The organism is Sulfitobacter sp. HI0129, assembly GCF_001635395.1.
Taxonomy (GTDB): Bacteria; Pseudomonadota; Alphaproteobacteria; order Rhodobacterales; family Rhodobacteraceae; genus Sulfitobacter.
On record NZ_LWGH01000765.1, the window covers coordinates 1 to 14,513 of the forward strand.

General features: G+C 60.6%; 18 protein-coding genes. 4 read left to right on the forward strand and 14 right to left on the reverse strand.

Annotation, left to right across the window (positions count from 1 at the left end; genetic code table 11):
• From A3764_RS18650 to gabT, 9 genes are all read right to left on the reverse strand, one after another.
• Positions 1–420, reverse strand: a 420-nt coding sequence (locus tag A3764_RS18650) for a TRAP transporter small permease (RefSeq protein ID WP_067951932.1), incomplete at its 3' end; no start/stop codon positions are given.
• On the reverse strand, positions 420–1,436 hold the full coding sequence (locus tag A3764_RS18655) for a TRAP transporter substrate-binding protein (RefSeq protein WP_067951934.1): 1,017 nt from the start codon (positions 1,434–1,436) through the stop codon (positions 420–422). The genes A3764_RS18650 and A3764_RS18655, both read right to left, overlap by 1 nt.
• A 113-nt stretch (positions 1,437–1,549) precedes the next feature.
• Positions 1,550–3,118 carry a sulfatase-like hydrolase/transferase gene (locus A3764_RS18660; RefSeq protein WP_067951936.1) on the reverse strand — a complete coding sequence of 523 codons (1,569 nt, stop codon included), beginning with the start codon at positions 3,116–3,118 and terminating at the stop codon, positions 1,550–1,552.
• A 37-nt stretch (positions 3,119–3,155) separates the two neighbouring features.
• Entirely contained in the window at positions 3,156–3,845 is a 690-nt protein-coding gene (locus A3764_RS18665; protein ID WP_161487514.1) for a sulfite exporter TauE/SafE family protein, read from the reverse strand.
• Positions 3,846–3,968: 123 nt separating this feature from the next.
• Entirely contained in the window at positions 3,969–4,691 is a 723-nt protein-coding gene (locus A3764_RS18670) for a Crp/Fnr family transcriptional regulator (RefSeq protein ID WP_067951939.1), read from the reverse strand.
• Positions 4,692–5,013: 322 nt separating this feature from the next.
• Positions 5,014–5,907: a LysR family transcriptional regulator gene (locus A3764_RS18675; RefSeq protein WP_067951941.1), complete on the reverse strand. Its 894-nt coding sequence runs from the start codon at positions 5,905–5,907 to the stop codon at positions 5,014–5,016.
• A 160-nt stretch (positions 5,908–6,067) separates the two neighbouring features.
• The gene (locus tag A3764_RS18680) at positions 6,068–6,412 is read right to left on the reverse strand and encodes a hypothetical protein (protein WP_067951942.1); all 345 of its coding nucleotides are present in this window, start codon (positions 6,410–6,412) and stop codon (positions 6,068–6,070) included.
• The gene (locus tag A3764_RS18685) at positions 6,409–6,600 is read right to left on the reverse strand and encodes a hypothetical protein (protein ID WP_067951943.1); all 192 of its coding nucleotides are present in this window, start codon (positions 6,598–6,600) and stop codon (positions 6,409–6,411) included. Before A3764_RS18685 ends, A3764_RS18680 begins: the two co-directional genes overlap by 4 nt.
• Positions 6,601–7,042: 442 nt before the next feature.
• Positions 7,043–8,425, reverse strand: a complete 1,383-nt coding sequence (gene gabT / locus A3764_RS18690) for a 4-aminobutyrate--2-oxoglutarate transaminase (RefSeq protein WP_082851078.1) — start codon at positions 8,423–8,425, stop codon at positions 7,043–7,045.
• Between the two features lie 181 nt (positions 8,426–8,606).
• On the opposite strand from gabT, the gene A3764_RS18695 reads away from it, so the two are divergent.
• Positions 8,607–9,158 carry a cupin domain-containing protein gene (locus tag A3764_RS18695; protein ID WP_067928602.1) on the forward strand — a complete coding sequence of 184 codons (552 nt, stop codon included), beginning with the start codon at positions 8,607–8,609 and terminating at the stop codon, positions 9,156–9,158.
• A gap of 83 nt (positions 9,159–9,241) precedes the next feature.
• On the opposite strand, the gene A3764_RS25360 is transcribed toward A3764_RS18695, so the two are convergent.
• The 4 genes from A3764_RS25360 to A3764_RS18710 all read right to left on the reverse strand — a co-directional run bounded on the left by A3764_RS25360 (position 9,242) and on the right by A3764_RS18710 (position 12,265).
• Positions 9,242–9,400, reverse strand: coding sequence for a hypothetical protein (locus A3764_RS25360; RefSeq protein WP_161487220.1), 159 nt, complete (start codon positions 9,398–9,400; stop codon positions 9,242–9,244).
• A gap of 408 nt (positions 9,401–9,808) precedes the next feature.
• Positions 9,809–11,533 carry a sensor histidine kinase gene (locus A3764_RS18700; protein WP_067928605.1) on the reverse strand — a complete coding sequence of 575 codons (1,725 nt, stop codon included), beginning with the start codon at positions 11,531–11,533 and terminating at the stop codon, positions 9,809–9,811.
• Position 11,534: 1 nt separating this feature from the next.
• Positions 11,535–12,092 (reverse strand): RNA polymerase sigma factor, encoded by a 558-nt coding sequence (locus A3764_RS18705; protein WP_067928609.1) that lies wholly within the window; start codon positions 12,090–12,092, stop codon positions 11,535–11,537.
• Complete coding sequence (locus A3764_RS18710; protein ID WP_330220547.1) at positions 12,089–12,265, reverse strand: NepR family anti-sigma factor; 177 nt, start codon at positions 12,263–12,265, stop codon at positions 12,089–12,091. Before A3764_RS18710 ends, A3764_RS18705 begins: the two co-directional genes overlap by 4 nt.
• Before the next feature lie 90 nt (positions 12,266–12,355).
• Between A3764_RS18710 and A3764_RS18715 the strand changes: the two genes are divergently transcribed.
• The 3 genes from A3764_RS18715 (at position 12,356) to A3764_RS18725 (ending at position 13,956) form a co-directional block, all read left to right on the forward strand.
• Positions 12,356–13,165, forward strand: a complete 810-nt coding sequence (locus A3764_RS18715) for a response regulator (RefSeq protein WP_067928612.1) — start codon at positions 12,356–12,358, stop codon at positions 13,163–13,165.
• A gap of 99 nt (positions 13,166–13,264) precedes the next feature.
• Positions 13,265–13,582 (forward strand): DUF883 family protein, encoded by a 318-nt coding sequence (locus A3764_RS18720; protein WP_067928615.1) that lies wholly within the window; start codon positions 13,265–13,267, stop codon positions 13,580–13,582.
• Positions 13,582–13,956: a hypothetical protein gene (locus tag A3764_RS18725; protein ID WP_067928618.1), complete on the forward strand. Its 375-nt coding sequence runs from the start codon at positions 13,582–13,584 to the stop codon at positions 13,954–13,956. The genes A3764_RS18720 and A3764_RS18725 overlap by 1 nt, the downstream gene beginning before the upstream one ends.
• Here A3764_RS18725 and A3764_RS18730 read toward each other — a convergent pair.
• Positions 13,928–14,281, reverse strand: coding sequence for a hypothetical protein (locus A3764_RS18730; protein WP_067928621.1), 354 nt, complete (start codon positions 14,279–14,281; stop codon positions 13,928–13,930). The genes A3764_RS18725 and A3764_RS18730 overlap by 29 nt on opposite strands.
• Between the last annotated feature and the right edge of the window lie 232 nt (positions 14,282–14,513).

Here is a 14,513-nt window from a genome sequence, read left to right on the forward strand (position 1 = left end):
CCACCAGGGCCCGGGGGCGAGTTGCAGGATCCATGTCCGTTCGCCGGACTGACCCAATTCGATGGTGTAGCGGGCAAATTGCCAGGTCAGCGCAGCGAAGAAGAGCACCGCCAGCAGATCCCCGAAGGTTTCAAGCCATTTCTCTGCCTTCGGGCCGAAGGCATGGCCGAGAAAGCGGATCTTCGCATGGCCGCCAAGCTTGAGCGACATCGGGAAGAAACTCGCGATCGTCACCGCCGAGACCAGGGCGATCACCTCGGAAAGACCCTCGATCGGGATGGAGAAACCGAAGCGCAGGAGCACGTCCACCACGATCGCGATGGCAATGGCAGTCAGAAGGCCCAGACCGGCGATGGCGAGCGCCTGGACGGCAAAGCCGACCAGACGCTCGAACCGGTTCGCGAAACCGTTGCGCTCCATCAGCTCGCGCGCACCTTGGCAAGCTCTTCACGCAGGGCGGTGATCAGCTCTTCGCCGCGCTCGTGCTGGGCGACCCAGTTGTCGATGACCGGCGCGATCAGTTCGTCGAAGCGCGCGGCCTCATCGTCGGACAGCTCGGTCAGGACGTGGCCGGGCTCGGTCTTGACCCGTTCCTTCCAGTCGGCGGCGATGGAATCGTGCACCCCGGCCGCTTCCAGAGACAGCGGTTCATAGGAGAACTGATCAATCGCGTCGCGTGCTTCCTGCGGCAGCGATTCCCACCGTTTCTTCGTCATCGCGACAAGCATCGGCGACTGACCGAGGCCCACGTTCAGATGGTTCTTGGCCACCTCGTTCAGGCGGAACGCGGCATAGGTGTTCCAGTCCGATACGGTGCCGTCGAGGACGCCACGGGTGATCGCCTCGGCCCCCTGGGTGACGGGCATGCCGACCGGCGTGCCGCCAAGCGCGCGGATCGCGTCGCCCGCCGTCGGACCCGACACACGCAGCTTCAGCCCCGACAACCCGTCGAGCGAGGTCAGCGGTTCAGCGGTATGGATCAGGTTCGGCAGTCCGTTGGCGAGTTGCAGAACGTGCAGGTCTTCATAGCCCCGCAGCAGCCCGCGCTGGAACAGCGCCCAGGTGACTTTCGTCGATTCCGCCGCGCTCGTGAACAGGCCCGGCAGTTCCAGCACCGGGTTGTCCGGGAACCGGCCCGGCGTGTAGTTCGGCACGATGAAGGCGATGTCGAGCACCCCGTCCTGGAGGTATTTCACCTGACCCGAGGGATCGCGCCCCAGCGTACCGCCGGGATACATGTCGATTTGCACAGCGCCGTTGGAGGCGTTTGTGACGCGCTCACCGAAAGGCGCCATCGAGCGGGCATAGGTCGGCTCGGTCGCCGGGCCGAACCAGCCGTATTTCAGTGTCGTGGTCGCGGCGCTTGCGACCTTGCTTGTCATCATCAGCGTGGATGCGGCGAGCCCGCCCAGCACCGTGCGGCGTTTCATGATCATTTATGTTTCCTCCCTTTCATGACCGGCGTCACGGTTTGTTGCCGGTGCTCATCGAAGTGCTTTTGTGGACGCCAGCCCAAAGGCACGAAAGCAATTACTTGACAGAATTGAGCCTACCAGAGCTCGATAAACACACCCCGCTCCTTCGCGGTATAGGTTCGGCCCGCCACTTCCTCGTCCGACATGGTGGTTCGGTTCGCGCGGGTGCGGAACCACAGGAAAAGCTCCTCGCGCAGCGCGCGGCGGGTCTCTTCATGGGCCGGGTCGTCGCCGAGGTCATGGAGCTCCTCGGGGTCGGTTTCCATGTCGAAAAGCTGGGGTCGGAAGCCTTCGAAATGGATGTATTTCCACCGCTCGGTGCGGATCATGACCGAGCGCGCCTCCGACGGGGCCCGCCCGAGAAGCAGCCGCGCTTTCTGGAAGGCGTAATCGTGCTCGGACACCGCCGCCTCGCGCCAGTCTACCGTCTCGTCATGCAGGATCGGCAGCAGCGAGCGGCCTTCGAGCCGGTGCGGCACCGGCGGCTCCCCGGCGGCGGCAACGAAGGTCGGCAACAGGTCGATCGCCTCGGCGAACCGGGTCTCGACGCGCCCGCGTGTTGCGTCGGCGGCGGGGGAGGGGTCGACCACGATCAGCGGAATCCGCGCCGATTGCTCGTGGAACAGGCTCTTCTCGCCCAGCCAGTGGTCGCCCAGGTAGCTCCCGTGATCGCTGGTCAGCACCACCAGGGTATTGTCGAGCTGGCCGCGTTCCTCGAGAAAGGCCATCAGCCGGGCGAGGTGATCGTCGGCCTGCCGGATCAACCCCATATAGGTCGGGATGATATGCCGCCGCTTCGCCTCGTCCTGAAAGGCGTCGGCCTCGTCATGGTCCATGAAGGCGCGCATCACCGGATGCGCCCCGTCCTTCTCGGCCATGTCGCGCACCGCCGGAAGAACCTGATTGTCACCGTACATCTCGTGATAGGGCGCGGGCGCCATATAGGGCCAGTGCGGCTTCATGTAGCTCAGATGCAGGCACCAGGGCTGGTCCCCGGCATCCTCGATGAAGGCCATAGCGCGGTTGGTGAAATAGGCGGTCTCGGAATGCTCCTCGGGCACCCGCGTCGGCAGGTGGGCATTGCGCATCTGCCAGCCGCTCAGGACTTCACCATCGGGGCCTTCGGCGGAATTGGCGAAGTCGTGCCAGGGGTTGTGGCTGTCATAGCCATGGGCGCGCAGGTAGCGGTTATAGCCGAAATCGAGGTTGGGCGCGGTATCGGGATGGATCTGGTCGTCGCGCTCCCACGGTTCGAACCCGCCTTCGCTCAGACGCCGCCCGAGGGCGCTTTCGGTCGGGATCTCCAGCCGCTGCATCCCTGCCCGGTCCGCCGGAAAATGCGACTCGCCCACGACCGCCACGCGATACCCGGCGGGTTGCAGGTAGTCGGCGATGGTCCATTCGCTGAGCGGCAGCGGCACGTCGTTCCAGGTCGAACCGTGGCTGTAGACGTAGCGCCCGGTATAAAACGACATCCGCGAGGGGCCGCAGACCGGCGACTGGCAATAGGCGCGCTCGAACCGGACGCCGCGCGCGGCCAGCGCATCCATCGCCGGTGTGTCGATGGTCGGGTGGCCGTAGCATCCCAGGTAATCGGCACGAAGCTGGTCGTACATGATGAACAGAATATTGGGCTTTGGCATGTCTCCCCCTTTTCTTTGCGGTGACGCTATCGCGCCCCTATCCCCAGACCGCAATCAAACCGATCAGCAGCAGAACGACGAGCACGACGCTGCGGTAGCGTTCACCGATGAAGCCGAACGCCATGCGTCCCAGATACATTCCCACCGCGAAGGTGGGCAGGAACAGCGCGAAGAGCCGGAGCGAGGCCATCTCGATCCCGCCGCTGATCGCGAAGAGCACCAGCGCGCCGACTTCGAGCAGGCCGACAACGTAGATCACGTTCGCCTTCTTCTCTTCGCTGCTGTCATGGCGCGAGACCAGATACAGCACAACCGGCGGCCCGCCCATCGAGGTTGCCCCCATCAGGAGCCCTCCAAGCGCACCGGCCAGCATCTGGGGCACTGGCCCGGATGGCAGGCTGCGGGCGTGGAAAAGCAGCATCAGAAGCGCGGCGGCCAGCGTCACCAGCCCGATCACGCGCTTCATGATCTCCGGGTCGGCGAGCCGCAGAAGGATCACACCCGGGATCAGCAGGACCAGACCGGCCAGACCGGCCGAGGTCACCACCGGCCAGTTGACGCTGGTCCGGTGCCGCGGCGCCATGAACAGGGTCGCGCTGGCACCGATCATCAGCGAGATGACCACCGCCTGCTGCGGTCCCAGCAGATGCGACAGGACCGGCGCGATCACCAGCGCGGACCCGAAGCCGGTCGCACCGCGCAGCAAGCCCGCGCTCGCCGCGGCCACCACACCTATCATTATCGTCGCCGTATAATCGCCCAGCATTCCATCCGCCGCTCAAGTCTCGATCGAGCCCGCACGTTACGGATTGGGAAGGTCAGAAAAAGCAATTAGTGGCGCGGGCCGGCTCTACTCGAAAAAACGTTCCAGCCGCTCGATGCTGAGGATCACCAGCCGCCCGTCCTGAACGTCGACCAGGTTCTCCTGCCGCATCCGCTTGAGGCTCGACGCCACCCATTGCCGGGTGCCGCCGACCAGCTTGGCCAGGTCTTCCTGGCTGTAATGAGCCTGCAAGGTCACGCGGTCGCCGCCGCCCTGATCGCGGGCAAGCGTCACCAGCAGTTGCGCCAGCAGCGAACCGATGGGCCGGGTGCCGAGAAGCTGGATCAGGGCCGAGAAGCATTTGCTCTTGAACGACACGCTTTCGATCACGTTGAGCGCGAATTGCGGCATGTCGAGGATCAGCGTGCGAAGCTGATCGGCCGAGTAGAACCGAAGCTCGCTGTCGCAAACCGCCTCGCCCGACCATGTATGGGTGCCGCCACCGAGGATCTCGGGACCGCCGACGAAATGCCCGCGCCGCCAATAGGCGAGCGTGATCTCGCGGCCGGACGGCGCGATATAGAAGGAGCGAACTTCGCCCTCGTTGATGACCAGAATGCCCTGATGCGGTTCCCCCTGCATGAACACCGCCTCACCGGCCTTATAGTGACGCGAGCGCCCCGCACTCAGCACCCTTTCGCGTTCGGCTGGGGTCAACCCGCGCAGGAAGTCGGGCGCGACGCTGGTTTGCAGAAGCTCCTTGGCGACATAGGTCGAGGTGTCGTTTTCCTCGTCATGGCGCGGTACCATCGCAACCTCCTCCCGCCTGACTTGTTCCGTCCGCGGCGGCGGCGATAAGGTTCGACCGGTCAGGACGCTGGAACAAAAACAGAAGGAGTTAGCCCATAAAAGGGCGCGCTTTCAAGGGCTCTTCGGGTACGGCGAGACGGGCTGAAGCGGCGCGACGGGGGTCTCCTTGGTGCAAAATCAGATGGAGTGCGCCCCTGAGTATGCAAACCGCATGGGCCGGGACGGATACACAGAGTTCAGGACACTCCCGAGAAGCCGGAAGAGCTTGTATCGAAGTTTCGGCAGGTTCAGATCCTTCCTGGAAACACTTTCTGTACCAACTCTAGCCCGCGACTTTCATCGGCGAAGTCTGCACCTGCAGCCATTTGATGAACTCAGTGATGGCGGGATCGCTCGCGCGTTGGTCAGGGATCAGGGCCTTTACGTACAGGGAGGGGATGGAGAAATCCGTCAGCAATTCAGTGACTGATCCATTGTCCAGATCCTCTTTGATGAATTCGCGTGCAATGTTGCCGATGCCAAGACCACGCTTCACCGCGCGGGCCATGATCTGGCTATCACTCGAACTGAAGCGGGGGTTCAGGCTTACATTTATGTCTCCGGACTTCCCGCGAAAGTACCATATATTTCCGCTCGTCAATAACGTGAGACAATCATGCTCCACGAGATCGCGAGGGTGTTTCGGCTTCCCCCGGCGTGCGAGATAGCACGGGCTCGCGACAAGTACCCGCTTCATCGGATAAAGGTCTACGCTCACCACATGCGAATAGGTGTTGCCAAAAGCTCCGATAGCGACATCGAAGCCCTCGTCGATCGGATTGACCGACCTGTCGACCAGAAACAAGTCGATCGAGATATTTGGATATTCCAGTTGGAAGGACGTGATGACGTCCGCGAATGTGTGGATCGCTAGCGTCGTGGGGCACTTGACCTTCATGCGACCGGCGGTTTCCGTACCTGTCCGGACATTCTCCTCCAAGGCCCGGTCCACCTCCACGATCAGTGTCGAGAAGTTCTCGTAGAAGTTCCTACCATGTGCCGTCAGCTCGACCTGACGTGTTGAGCGGGAGAACAACGGAGCCCGGCACTTGTGTTCAAGTTGCTGTATTCGCTTGGTGATTACAGATGGAACCGTATTCAAGCTCTTCGCCGCGGCAGAGAATGACCCAAGTTTGGCGACCGCCAAGAAAGTCCGGATATTCTCCAGCGTATCCATGTACGGGTCCTCCCACCGTCAAGCCAATCATAACCTCCACTGAGACAACGCTCAATCGACACACTGAGAAGTGCGCGCAAAGCGCCAAAGGCGATAGCCACCGCGCCTTGTCGCAAGGCACGGTGGCCAGAGGTACCGTAAATCGTCTTCGGCGGCCCCGTCAGAACAGGAACACGCCCTTGCCGCTGGTCTGATTGTCGAACTTGCGATAGGCTAGAGACGCGTCTTCGAGCGCCCAGCGATCGGTGAAGAGGTGCCCGATGTCCAGCTTCCTGTCGACAACGAACTCAGCACATTCTGACTGAAGAACGGTTGAAAACGTCCACGACGCCACCAGGTTCAGCTGTCGACGAAGCAAGTCGCCACTGACGTCGACCGTGACTTCGCCGCCCTCGCCCACAAAGCCCATCGTCCCCCAAACGCCTGTGCTGCGGATCGCGGACTTGCGCCCCGCCGCCGTGCCGGATGTATCGAGCGTGTACTCGGCGAACCGGCCGCCGGTCAATTCCTTGATTGCCTCAATCTCGTCGGCTCGTCGGATTCACGGTTGACGAGGCGGCAGATTGACTGACCGACGACGAAGTAGACGCCGGTCTGACCGCCCGTACCGATGGTGATGAATTTTTCCTGCGCCATCGCGACAGTACCGGCCGACAAGGCCCCTGCCACCGCGAGCGTTCTGAATAGCTTCATAGCTTATACTCCCTTGTTGCTAATCACGGCGTAGAATTGAATCCGCCGTCATCCTCTCAGGCTAGAACGTCTGCGGCTGCGTTCAAGATGATCCGCACTCACACGACGACCTTTGCCCCCTCCAGGTTTCGTCGCGGCACTCCCGGCCAACGCGAAATGGAGATTCCTGAAAGTCAGGTTAGGCACGTTTGAAATTATGATCAAGCGCCCTGTGAGGTTTGACGCACTGTGGGAATAAGTATTTGTAAAAATGGTGGAAAAACAGGCGTTGCAGTTCGGGGTAACTGCCTCGGCCCTGCCTATGTGTAAAATATATTCATCATTGTGTCGGAAATTTTACAACTCAGGTTTGTTCCGACACATTCGGAAATTGGGATACGTGGGATGCAAAAAGGGCGGGGTAATCACCCCGCCCCGCCGTTTCGTTGCCAAGCAGATCAGGTCAGTGGGCTTCTTCTGCCACCGCGGCCTGAACTGCCTCTTCGAAGATGTTCAACCCTTCCTCGACAATCTCGTCAGAGGCGGTCAGCGGCACCATCACGCGCACCGCGTTCCCGTGCATGCCACATCCGAGCAGCAGCAGACCGCGCTTCATCGCATGTGCGATCACGCGCTTGGTAAAGTCCGCATCCGGCTTGGCGCTATCGAAGTCGGTGACGAATTCGACGGCGACCATGGCCCCGAGGCCGCGGATATCCCAGAACCGGTAGGGCGCGGACCGTGCGCCGATCTCTGCGAACCGCGCCTTGAGCGTTTCACCCATCTGGGCAGACCGGGCCAGCAGGCCTTCGTCCTCGATCGCCTCGATGGCTGCCAGAGCCGCTGCACAGGCGACGGGGTTGCCGCCATATGTACCGCCGAGGCCGCCGGGGTCCATCGCATCCATGATGTCAGCGCGACCGATTACACCGGCCAGCGGGTAACCCCCTGCCATGGATTTCGCCACGGTGATCAGGTCCGGCACGACGCCGGAATGTTCGATGGCGAACCATGTGCCGGTCCGGCCAAAGCCCGCCTGAACTTCGTCGGCGATCAACATGATTCCGTGCTGGTCACAGATTTCGCGCAGTTGCTGCATCATCTCGAAGGGAACGGGGGTGTAGCCCCCCTCGCCCAGAACCGGCTCGATGATGATGGCGGCGACACGGTCGGGCTGCGCATCTGTCAGGAACAGGTTCTTCAGCCCGGTAATCGCATCCTCGACGGTGATGCCGTCCCGCAGCGACGGGAAGGGCGCGCGGAAGACATCCGCCGGGAAGGGGCCCACGTTCTTTTTGTAGGGGCTGACCTTGCCGGTCATCCCGAGGGTCAGAAGCGTACGGCCATGGTAGCCGCCGGTGAAGGCGATGACCCCGGGGCGACCCGTCGCAGCGCGGGCGATCTTTACCGCATTCTCGACGGCCTCGGCACCCGTTGTCACGAGCAGCGTCTTCTTCGGCGCGTCACCGGGGGCAAGTTCGTTCAGCTTCTCGGCCAGCTCGATGTAGGGCGCATAGGGCACCACCTGAAAGCTGGTGTGCGTATAGAGGTCTTCCTGCGCCTTCGCGGCGGCCACGACCTTGGGGTGGCGATGGCCGGTGTTCAGCACGCCGATGCCGCCGACGAAGTCGATGTAGCGGTTGCCGTCCACATCCCAGAGCTCTGCGTTTTCGGCATATTTGGCATAGACCGGCGCTGCCGATGCGACCCCGCGTGCCACTGCCTTTTCGCGGCGCGCGATCAGGTCAGCGTTGGTCGCCTGCGTGCTCGAAGTCTCCACGATGGAGATCTTCGCGGATGATTTCCCGCCTGTCTTGCGGGTGGTCTTCTTTGCAGTGCTGGGCATGAAGGTTTCCTTCCATGGAGACGAGATGCGTTTAAAAAACGCTCTTATGATGTTTAATATAATTGTCAATTCTGATTCTGCACGGCATTTAACGCGCTATGTCGCCTCAGGCTGAAATTTGCCTGTGACAACATCCAGCCCGCGTTCTAGACGATGTGGGCGTCGACTGCGGAGAATGAGCTTGGATATCGGCACCAAACTTCGGGCAATCCGAAAGCAGCGCGGCCTGTCGCAGCGCGAGCTTGCTGCACGGGCCGGCCTGACGAACGGCACCATCTCTTTAATTGAAAAGAACAAGACCAGCCCTTCGGTCGCGTCCCTCAAAAGCCTGCTCGATGCCATTCCCATCAGCATGGCGGAATTCTTTTCGAACCTCGAAGAAACGGCGCTGTCGAAAGTGTTCTACCGCGCGGATGAACTGACGGTCGTTTCGCCGACGGGGGACCAGCAGGTCACATTGCGCCAACTGGGCAACGCCGAAGCCCATGCCTTGCAGGTGTTGCACGAAACCTACCCGCCGGGGGCCGACACGGGGCCGGAACTCCTCAGCCATGACGGGGAAGAGGCGGGTATCGTGGTGCAGGGCGCGATCGAGGTCACGGTCGACGGGGTTTCCGAAACGCTGAACGCGGGTGACGGTTACCTCTTCGACAGCCGCCTGCCGCATCGGTTCAGGAATACCGGCAAGGAAACCTGCATCGTGATCAGCGCCTGCACGCCACCCAGCTTTTGAGGGTCGCATAGAAAGAACCCCGCACGCCGTTCTGGCGCGCGGGGTTCACTGTCCGTCCATGACAGCGGGGTGGGGGCAGTTCGTCAGCGTCTGTCGTCGCGACGCTTTGAATTGCTCTCCTGTGCATCCCATTGATGCCGGTGTTCGTTATAGTCGTTCCGCCTGTTCGTGGTCAGAGCAACTATGATGATCGCAGCCATGGTCAGGATCGTCAGACTTCCAAAAAACAGTTCTGTTTCCATGTCCTTCCCTTTCCACGTGTAAACTTAGAATTTCGCTCTCTTCGACACCTCAACTGCGCTCCGGTGCCACCGGTTCCGGGGAGAAGTAGATTTCCTGCGCGGCACTCTGTCGGTTTCCGCCGCCCAAAACGCGATATTTCGGATCAAACTTTCCAGATGGCTTGGATGCAATTTGGGGCGATAGGCGCTGCGCAAATGGATCGTGCGCAACACAACCTTAAGCCTATCTGTCTGCTTATGTTAAGTTTTATGGCGGCCGATAGTTAAGGTACCAAACCATGTTCCGCGCGTAAGGGGAGACAAATTCCGGGCGCTCTGCCTCTCGTGTTGCGGAATTCTGTTGAGCGGAAACCCGCGAATTCGAGCAATATTGATGCCATTATGCTACAAATGTGATGCCGGAAAGATTCAGTAGTCGTAAACCTGCTTCGACCGCTGCGGTACCGGGAAGACTACCGTCATGTGGTAGCTGTCTTCGTCATCTCTCACTTCGGTCTGTCCGTTCAACTGGCGGCTGAACGCCTGAATGAGCCGCGAGCCAAGGCCTGTGCCGGCTTCCTCGGGCTTTTCGCCCACCGTGTTGGATATCGTCAACCGGGCATGATCCGGCTCTTCGAAAGTCAGCGAGATCGAGATCGAACCGGGGGTATCCTTGCCGTGTGCCGGGACGTATTTAAGCGCGTTGGTCATCGCCTCCGATACCAGCAGCGTCAGGGGCGCGGCATCGTCGGCGTCGAGCAGCACGGATTCGAAATGCTTCTCAACCTTGACGTTCGCGCCCGCGGGGAGGCCGACCGAAAGGAGCTGGCCCACGATTTCCTCCATCAGGGCACCCGCGTCGACCCGCACCAGATCGTCATTCTGGTAAAGGTTCTTGTGCACCGTCGCGAGGCTGAGAATACGTTCCTGCAACCGCTGAAGCACCCGACGCGCATCCTGAGATTTCGCCTGCCGGATCTGCATGTTCATGATGGAGGAGATCAGCTGAAGATTGTTCTTCACCCGGTGGTGAACCTCCTTCAGCAGAATGTTCTTCTGGCGCAACCCGTCTTCGAGCGTGGCTTCATCCCGCAGGATGGATTCCGCCATGGCAATGAATGATGCCTCGATCTCCACCAGTTCGGTTGGCACGCCCGCACCCAGCGTATCCTTGGGCAGCGTCCGGTTCAGCGCAAAGCGCCGCATCTGCCGCCCGAGCTTGCGAATATGCGTAATGGCAAGACGGTTGAGTGCCCAGAACGCGACGATGAGGCTGGCCAGCCACATGGCGATGGGCAGCAGCCCGCTGAGGCGTGTGGAAAGACCCGATTGCAACATCGCGGTATCCGCGGGCCAGACGCTCATCGCGTAGACGGCATTGGGCACGATCGGCAAAACGGCAAAGGTGCGCTCGGTTCCATTGGCGTTGTCGGCGGCAAAGACAATCGGATCCTTGCCAACAAAGCCCGATACCGGGACGCCGGTGGGAAATTCGATATCCGCGGTCTGAAGGCCCAGTTCCGTGGTCAGGATCTCCCCGCTCTTGTTCAGGGTCACCATGGCAAGCGGGTTCAGTGTGCGGGGGCTTTCCTCGATCTCATCGAAGGTTTCGTGCGGGATCGATATCGCGATGTAGCCGACGAGCTCCTCCTGCTCGAAGACAGGTGCGTTGATGACGGTAACAGGCTTTTCCGTGATCGAACCGAACCGGGTGGAGGTCGCCCTGCGCCAGGGTTCCTGCTTCAGCTTCATGAAGCCTTCGTCCACCGAGAAGTCGAATACCCGGCCTTCCGAAGAACAGGTCATCCGGCCGTCGGGCTGAATGAAACCGACAAGCGAATAGGCGTTCGACGCTTCGGCGTAAGCTGCAAGAAATTCGGAGCAGAGCGAATTGTCGTCACCCCAAAGACGCACCATGGGGGACAGCGCTTCGGCCGCGCCGAACGCCTCCTGAATGATCAGCCGTTCGGCGGCAGAGGCCTGTTCGGTAATCGCCAACAACGACAACTCGGCGCTCATCCGGCTTTGTTCGGCGATCTGTCTGGTCTGGACAACGGCGATCAGTCCTATGGGCAGCAAAGCCAAGGACAGGAAAAGCAAAACGCGGACAGTAAGTCCGCGCAGCAGATCCCCGTTGAAAAAACCAGATGTCATTTCAGAATGAAGATACTTTGGACGCAGATAGAACTGACATTGTGGCGTCGTCCGTCATTTCAAGCGCCTCATCCTCATTGAGCCCCATCAGTTCCGCCAGCCTTGCGCGGGCCCGATTGGTGCGGCTTTTGATCGTGCCGACGGCGACACCGCACATATCCGCAGCTTCCTCATAGGAAAACCCGGATGCACCGACAAGAAGCAACGCTTCGCGCTGTTCGTCTTTCAGCAAGGCCAGCGCCTTGCGGAAATCGGCCATCTGCATGTGACCGTCATGGGCGGGTTTCTCCGCCAGATTGTCGGTGAACACGCCATCCACATCCGCGACCTCGCGGTTCGCTTTCCGGCGGGATGAATAATAGGTGTTCCGCAGGATCGTAAACAGCCACGCCCGCATGTTGGTCCCGACCTCGAATTTCTCGATGTTGGTCCATGCTTTCACAAGCGTGTCCTGCACCATGTCATCGGCGATCGCGCCATTGCGCGTCAAACTGATGGCGAACGCCCGCATTGCCGGCAGATGCTCTACCAGCTCGTCACGTGGATCACTTCCGCTCATCCGCGTGAACCTTCGCCGGATTCCTGTTTTTTGAGTTGGCTCAGGAGTTCTTTGAACCGGTCCGGGATACCTTCTTCGAGTGTTTCGTCGAAAACCCTTCTCAGATTTTCATCGATCACTTTTTCCCGATCGTCCCGGTTGTCTGATTGCACCAACATGCCCTCTAGCTTCACAGCTTTGTCCAATTTAAAGTACGCATACTGGAACCAAACACAATGCTCGGATGTTTGGTTCCAAGAAAAATCAAACAAGGACGTTCACCAATGACCGATACCCCTCAGACCCGCAGCATCAGCGACGAATTGGGAGACAACATTCCCTATCTTCGCCGGTTCGCGCGTGCCATGACAGGTAGCCAGAAAAGCGGCGACATGTTCGCCGCAGCCGCGTTGGAGGCTATTCTGGTCGACCGGTCGGTTCTGGATGGTATGGACACCAAGACCGGGCTTTTCAAGGTGCTCTATGGTATCTGGGCCAGCGCCGGCGCCCCCGTCGAAGAGGGCGAGAATGGCCTGCAGGCCAAAGCGCAGCGCCACCTCGCGAAACTGACGACGGATAGCCGCGAAGCCTTGCTGCTGCATACGATCGAAGGATTCAATTTCCGCGAAGTCGCTTCTATCGTGGGTGTCGAAGAGAGCGAGGCCGAGCAGCTCGTCGATATCGCACGCCGCGAAATGGCGGACAGTGCGACAGGTTCCGTCATGATCATCGAGGATGAGGCGATCATCGCGATGGATATCGAGTCCATCGTGGCGGATATGGGCCACCGCATCACCGGCGTGGCCCGGACGCGGGACGAGGCCGTGAAGCTCGGCCGCGCCGACGTGCCGGACCTGATCCTTGCGGACATCCAGCTGGCGGACAACTCGTCGGGCATCGACGCCGTCAACGATCTGCTGGGCGAGCTGGGCATGCGGCCCGTGATCTTCATCACCGCCTTCCCCGAACGGCTTCTGACCGGCGACAAGCCGGAACCGGCCTTCCTCATCTCCAAGCCCTATTCCGTCGATCAGGTCGTTTCCGCCGTCTCGCAGGCGATGTTCTTCTCGTCCACGGAAACGCTGAACGCCTGATCCAGTTGCACCGCGCTGCCGCCCGGTACAGGGCGGCGGGTCGGTGCATTTCCCACGTCATCGCCCCCCTTGGGGCGCAGAATACAAAGGAGCCTTACCATGGCGAAATCCACGACAGCTTCCACCGATACCTCTTCCTCCAACGTGACGGTCGAGGATCTGTCCTCCCAGCTCGAAATCCTGAAAAAGGACATCGCGGCCCTGACCAACTCGCTTGGCGACTACGGCAAGACCAAATCGCAAGAAGTCACGCGCCAGGCCAAGGACGCGGTGAACGATGCCACCACGGCAGGCCGCGTCCGTGCGCTTGAAGCACAGGCCTCGGCTGAAGAGTTCATCCGCACCCAGCCCGCCACCGCGCTCGGCATCGCGGCAGGTGTTGGCTTTCTCGTCGGTATCGTGACGGCGCGCCGCTGATGCTGGGGCTGGTTGCCGCCCAGTTCAACGCCGCCGCATCGCGGACGGCAAAGACGGCCGCGCTCGGACTGAGCGCGGCCATTTTCCTCGGCATCGGGTTCATATTCCTGACGACGGCGCTCTGTCTCTTCTTGCTAACAGTGACGACGCCGGTGGTGACCTTCCTCATTCTGGGGATGGCCTATGTCGGCATCGGATCGATCATCTTTTCGGTGATGCAGGCACGCAATCGCGCCCATCAAAGGCGCAGGGAAGCAGCAGCCGCAGCCGCGACCGCAGCGGTTCCCGCCACGATGGCAGGGGGTAGCGGAGTCGTCGGTCTGCTGGTGGCCTTCATTACCGGGCTTACTGCTGCCCGGAAAGCGCGCTTCTGACAGCGCGAAGCAGCATTTCGGAGTTGAACGGGCGGGACACCTGATGAAACATGCCGGTGGACCCGTCGCTTTCCGCCGTATCGTCCGAAATCACCACGAAAGAGATGTCCTGCGTCTTCGCACGCAGGATGCCCAAAAGAGATTCCAGTTCCTTCCGGTTCGAAGACAGAACAGCGACACAGGGCTGCAAAACACCCGCGGCCTTTTCGGCCAGTTCCTCAAGCGCGGAATAGGCCGAAACCTGAACACCGGGAAAATTCGCTGCCAGCGTTTCCAGAATGTCGCAACGAATGAACGGATCTCTCTCGAAAACGATAAATGACATAACCAAGCGCCCCATTAATGCACTAATGATACCAGAGAATGCGGCGCCGCGCATTAAACTGTGACACAAGACTAGGAATTCGGATGACGACACAGTGCCGTTATTGCCCCCTCCGCCGGAAGCGGGCCTTTCTGAATTTGTCTCGCGAAGAGATTGAGTTCATGCAGCGGTTCAAGACCGGCGAACTGACCACGGAACCCGGGGCCACCATCCTGATGGAAGGCTCCAGCAC

Bases quoted from the DNA above. Each gene is read 5' to 3' on its own strand.
- A3764_RS18655 (WP_067951934.1), bottom strand. From the start codon at position 1,436: ATGATCATGAAACGCCGCACGGTGCTGGGCGGGCTCGCCGCATCCACG.
- A3764_RS18660 (WP_067951936.1), bottom strand. From the start codon at position 3,118: ATGCCAAAGCCCAATATTCTGTTCATCATGTACGACCAGCTTCGTGCC.
- A3764_RS18670 (WP_067951939.1), bottom strand. From the start codon at position 4,691: ATGGTACCGCGCCATGACGAGGAAAACGACACCTCGACCTATGTCGCC.
- A3764_RS18675 (WP_067951941.1), bottom strand. From the start codon at position 5,907: ATGGATACGCTGGAGAATATCCGGACTTTCTTGGCGGTCGCCAAACTT.
- A3764_RS18685 (WP_067951943.1), bottom strand. From the start codon at position 6,600: ATGAAGCTATTCAGAACGCTCGCGGTGGCAGGGGCCTTGTCGGCCGGT.
- gabT (WP_082851078.1), bottom strand. From the start codon at position 8,425: ATGCCCAGCACTGCAAAGAAGACCACCCGCAAGACAGGCGGGAAATCA.
- A3764_RS25360 (WP_161487220.1), bottom strand. From the start codon at position 9,400: ATGGAAACAGAACTGTTTTTTGGAAGTCTGACGATCCTGACCATGGCT.
- A3764_RS18700 (WP_067928605.1), bottom strand. From the start codon at position 11,533: ATGACATCTGGTTTTTTCAACGGGGATCTGCTGCGCGGACTTACTGTC.
- A3764_RS18705 (WP_067928609.1), bottom strand. From the start codon at position 12,092: ATGAGCGGAAGTGATCCACGTGACGAGCTGGTAGAGCATCTGCCGGCA.
- A3764_RS18715 (WP_067928612.1), top strand. From the start codon at position 12,356: ATGACCGATACCCCTCAGACCCGCAGCATCAGCGACGAATTGGGAGAC.
- A3764_RS18720 (WP_067928615.1), top strand. From the start codon at position 13,265: ATGGCGAAATCCACGACAGCTTCCACCGATACCTCTTCCTCCAACGTG.
- A3764_RS18725 (WP_067928618.1), top strand. From the start codon at position 13,582: ATGCTGGGGCTGGTTGCCGCCCAGTTCAACGCCGCCGCATCGCGGACG.
- A3764_RS18730 (WP_067928621.1), bottom strand. From the start codon at position 14,281: ATGTCATTTATCGTTTTCGAGAGAGATCCGTTCATTCGTTGCGACATT.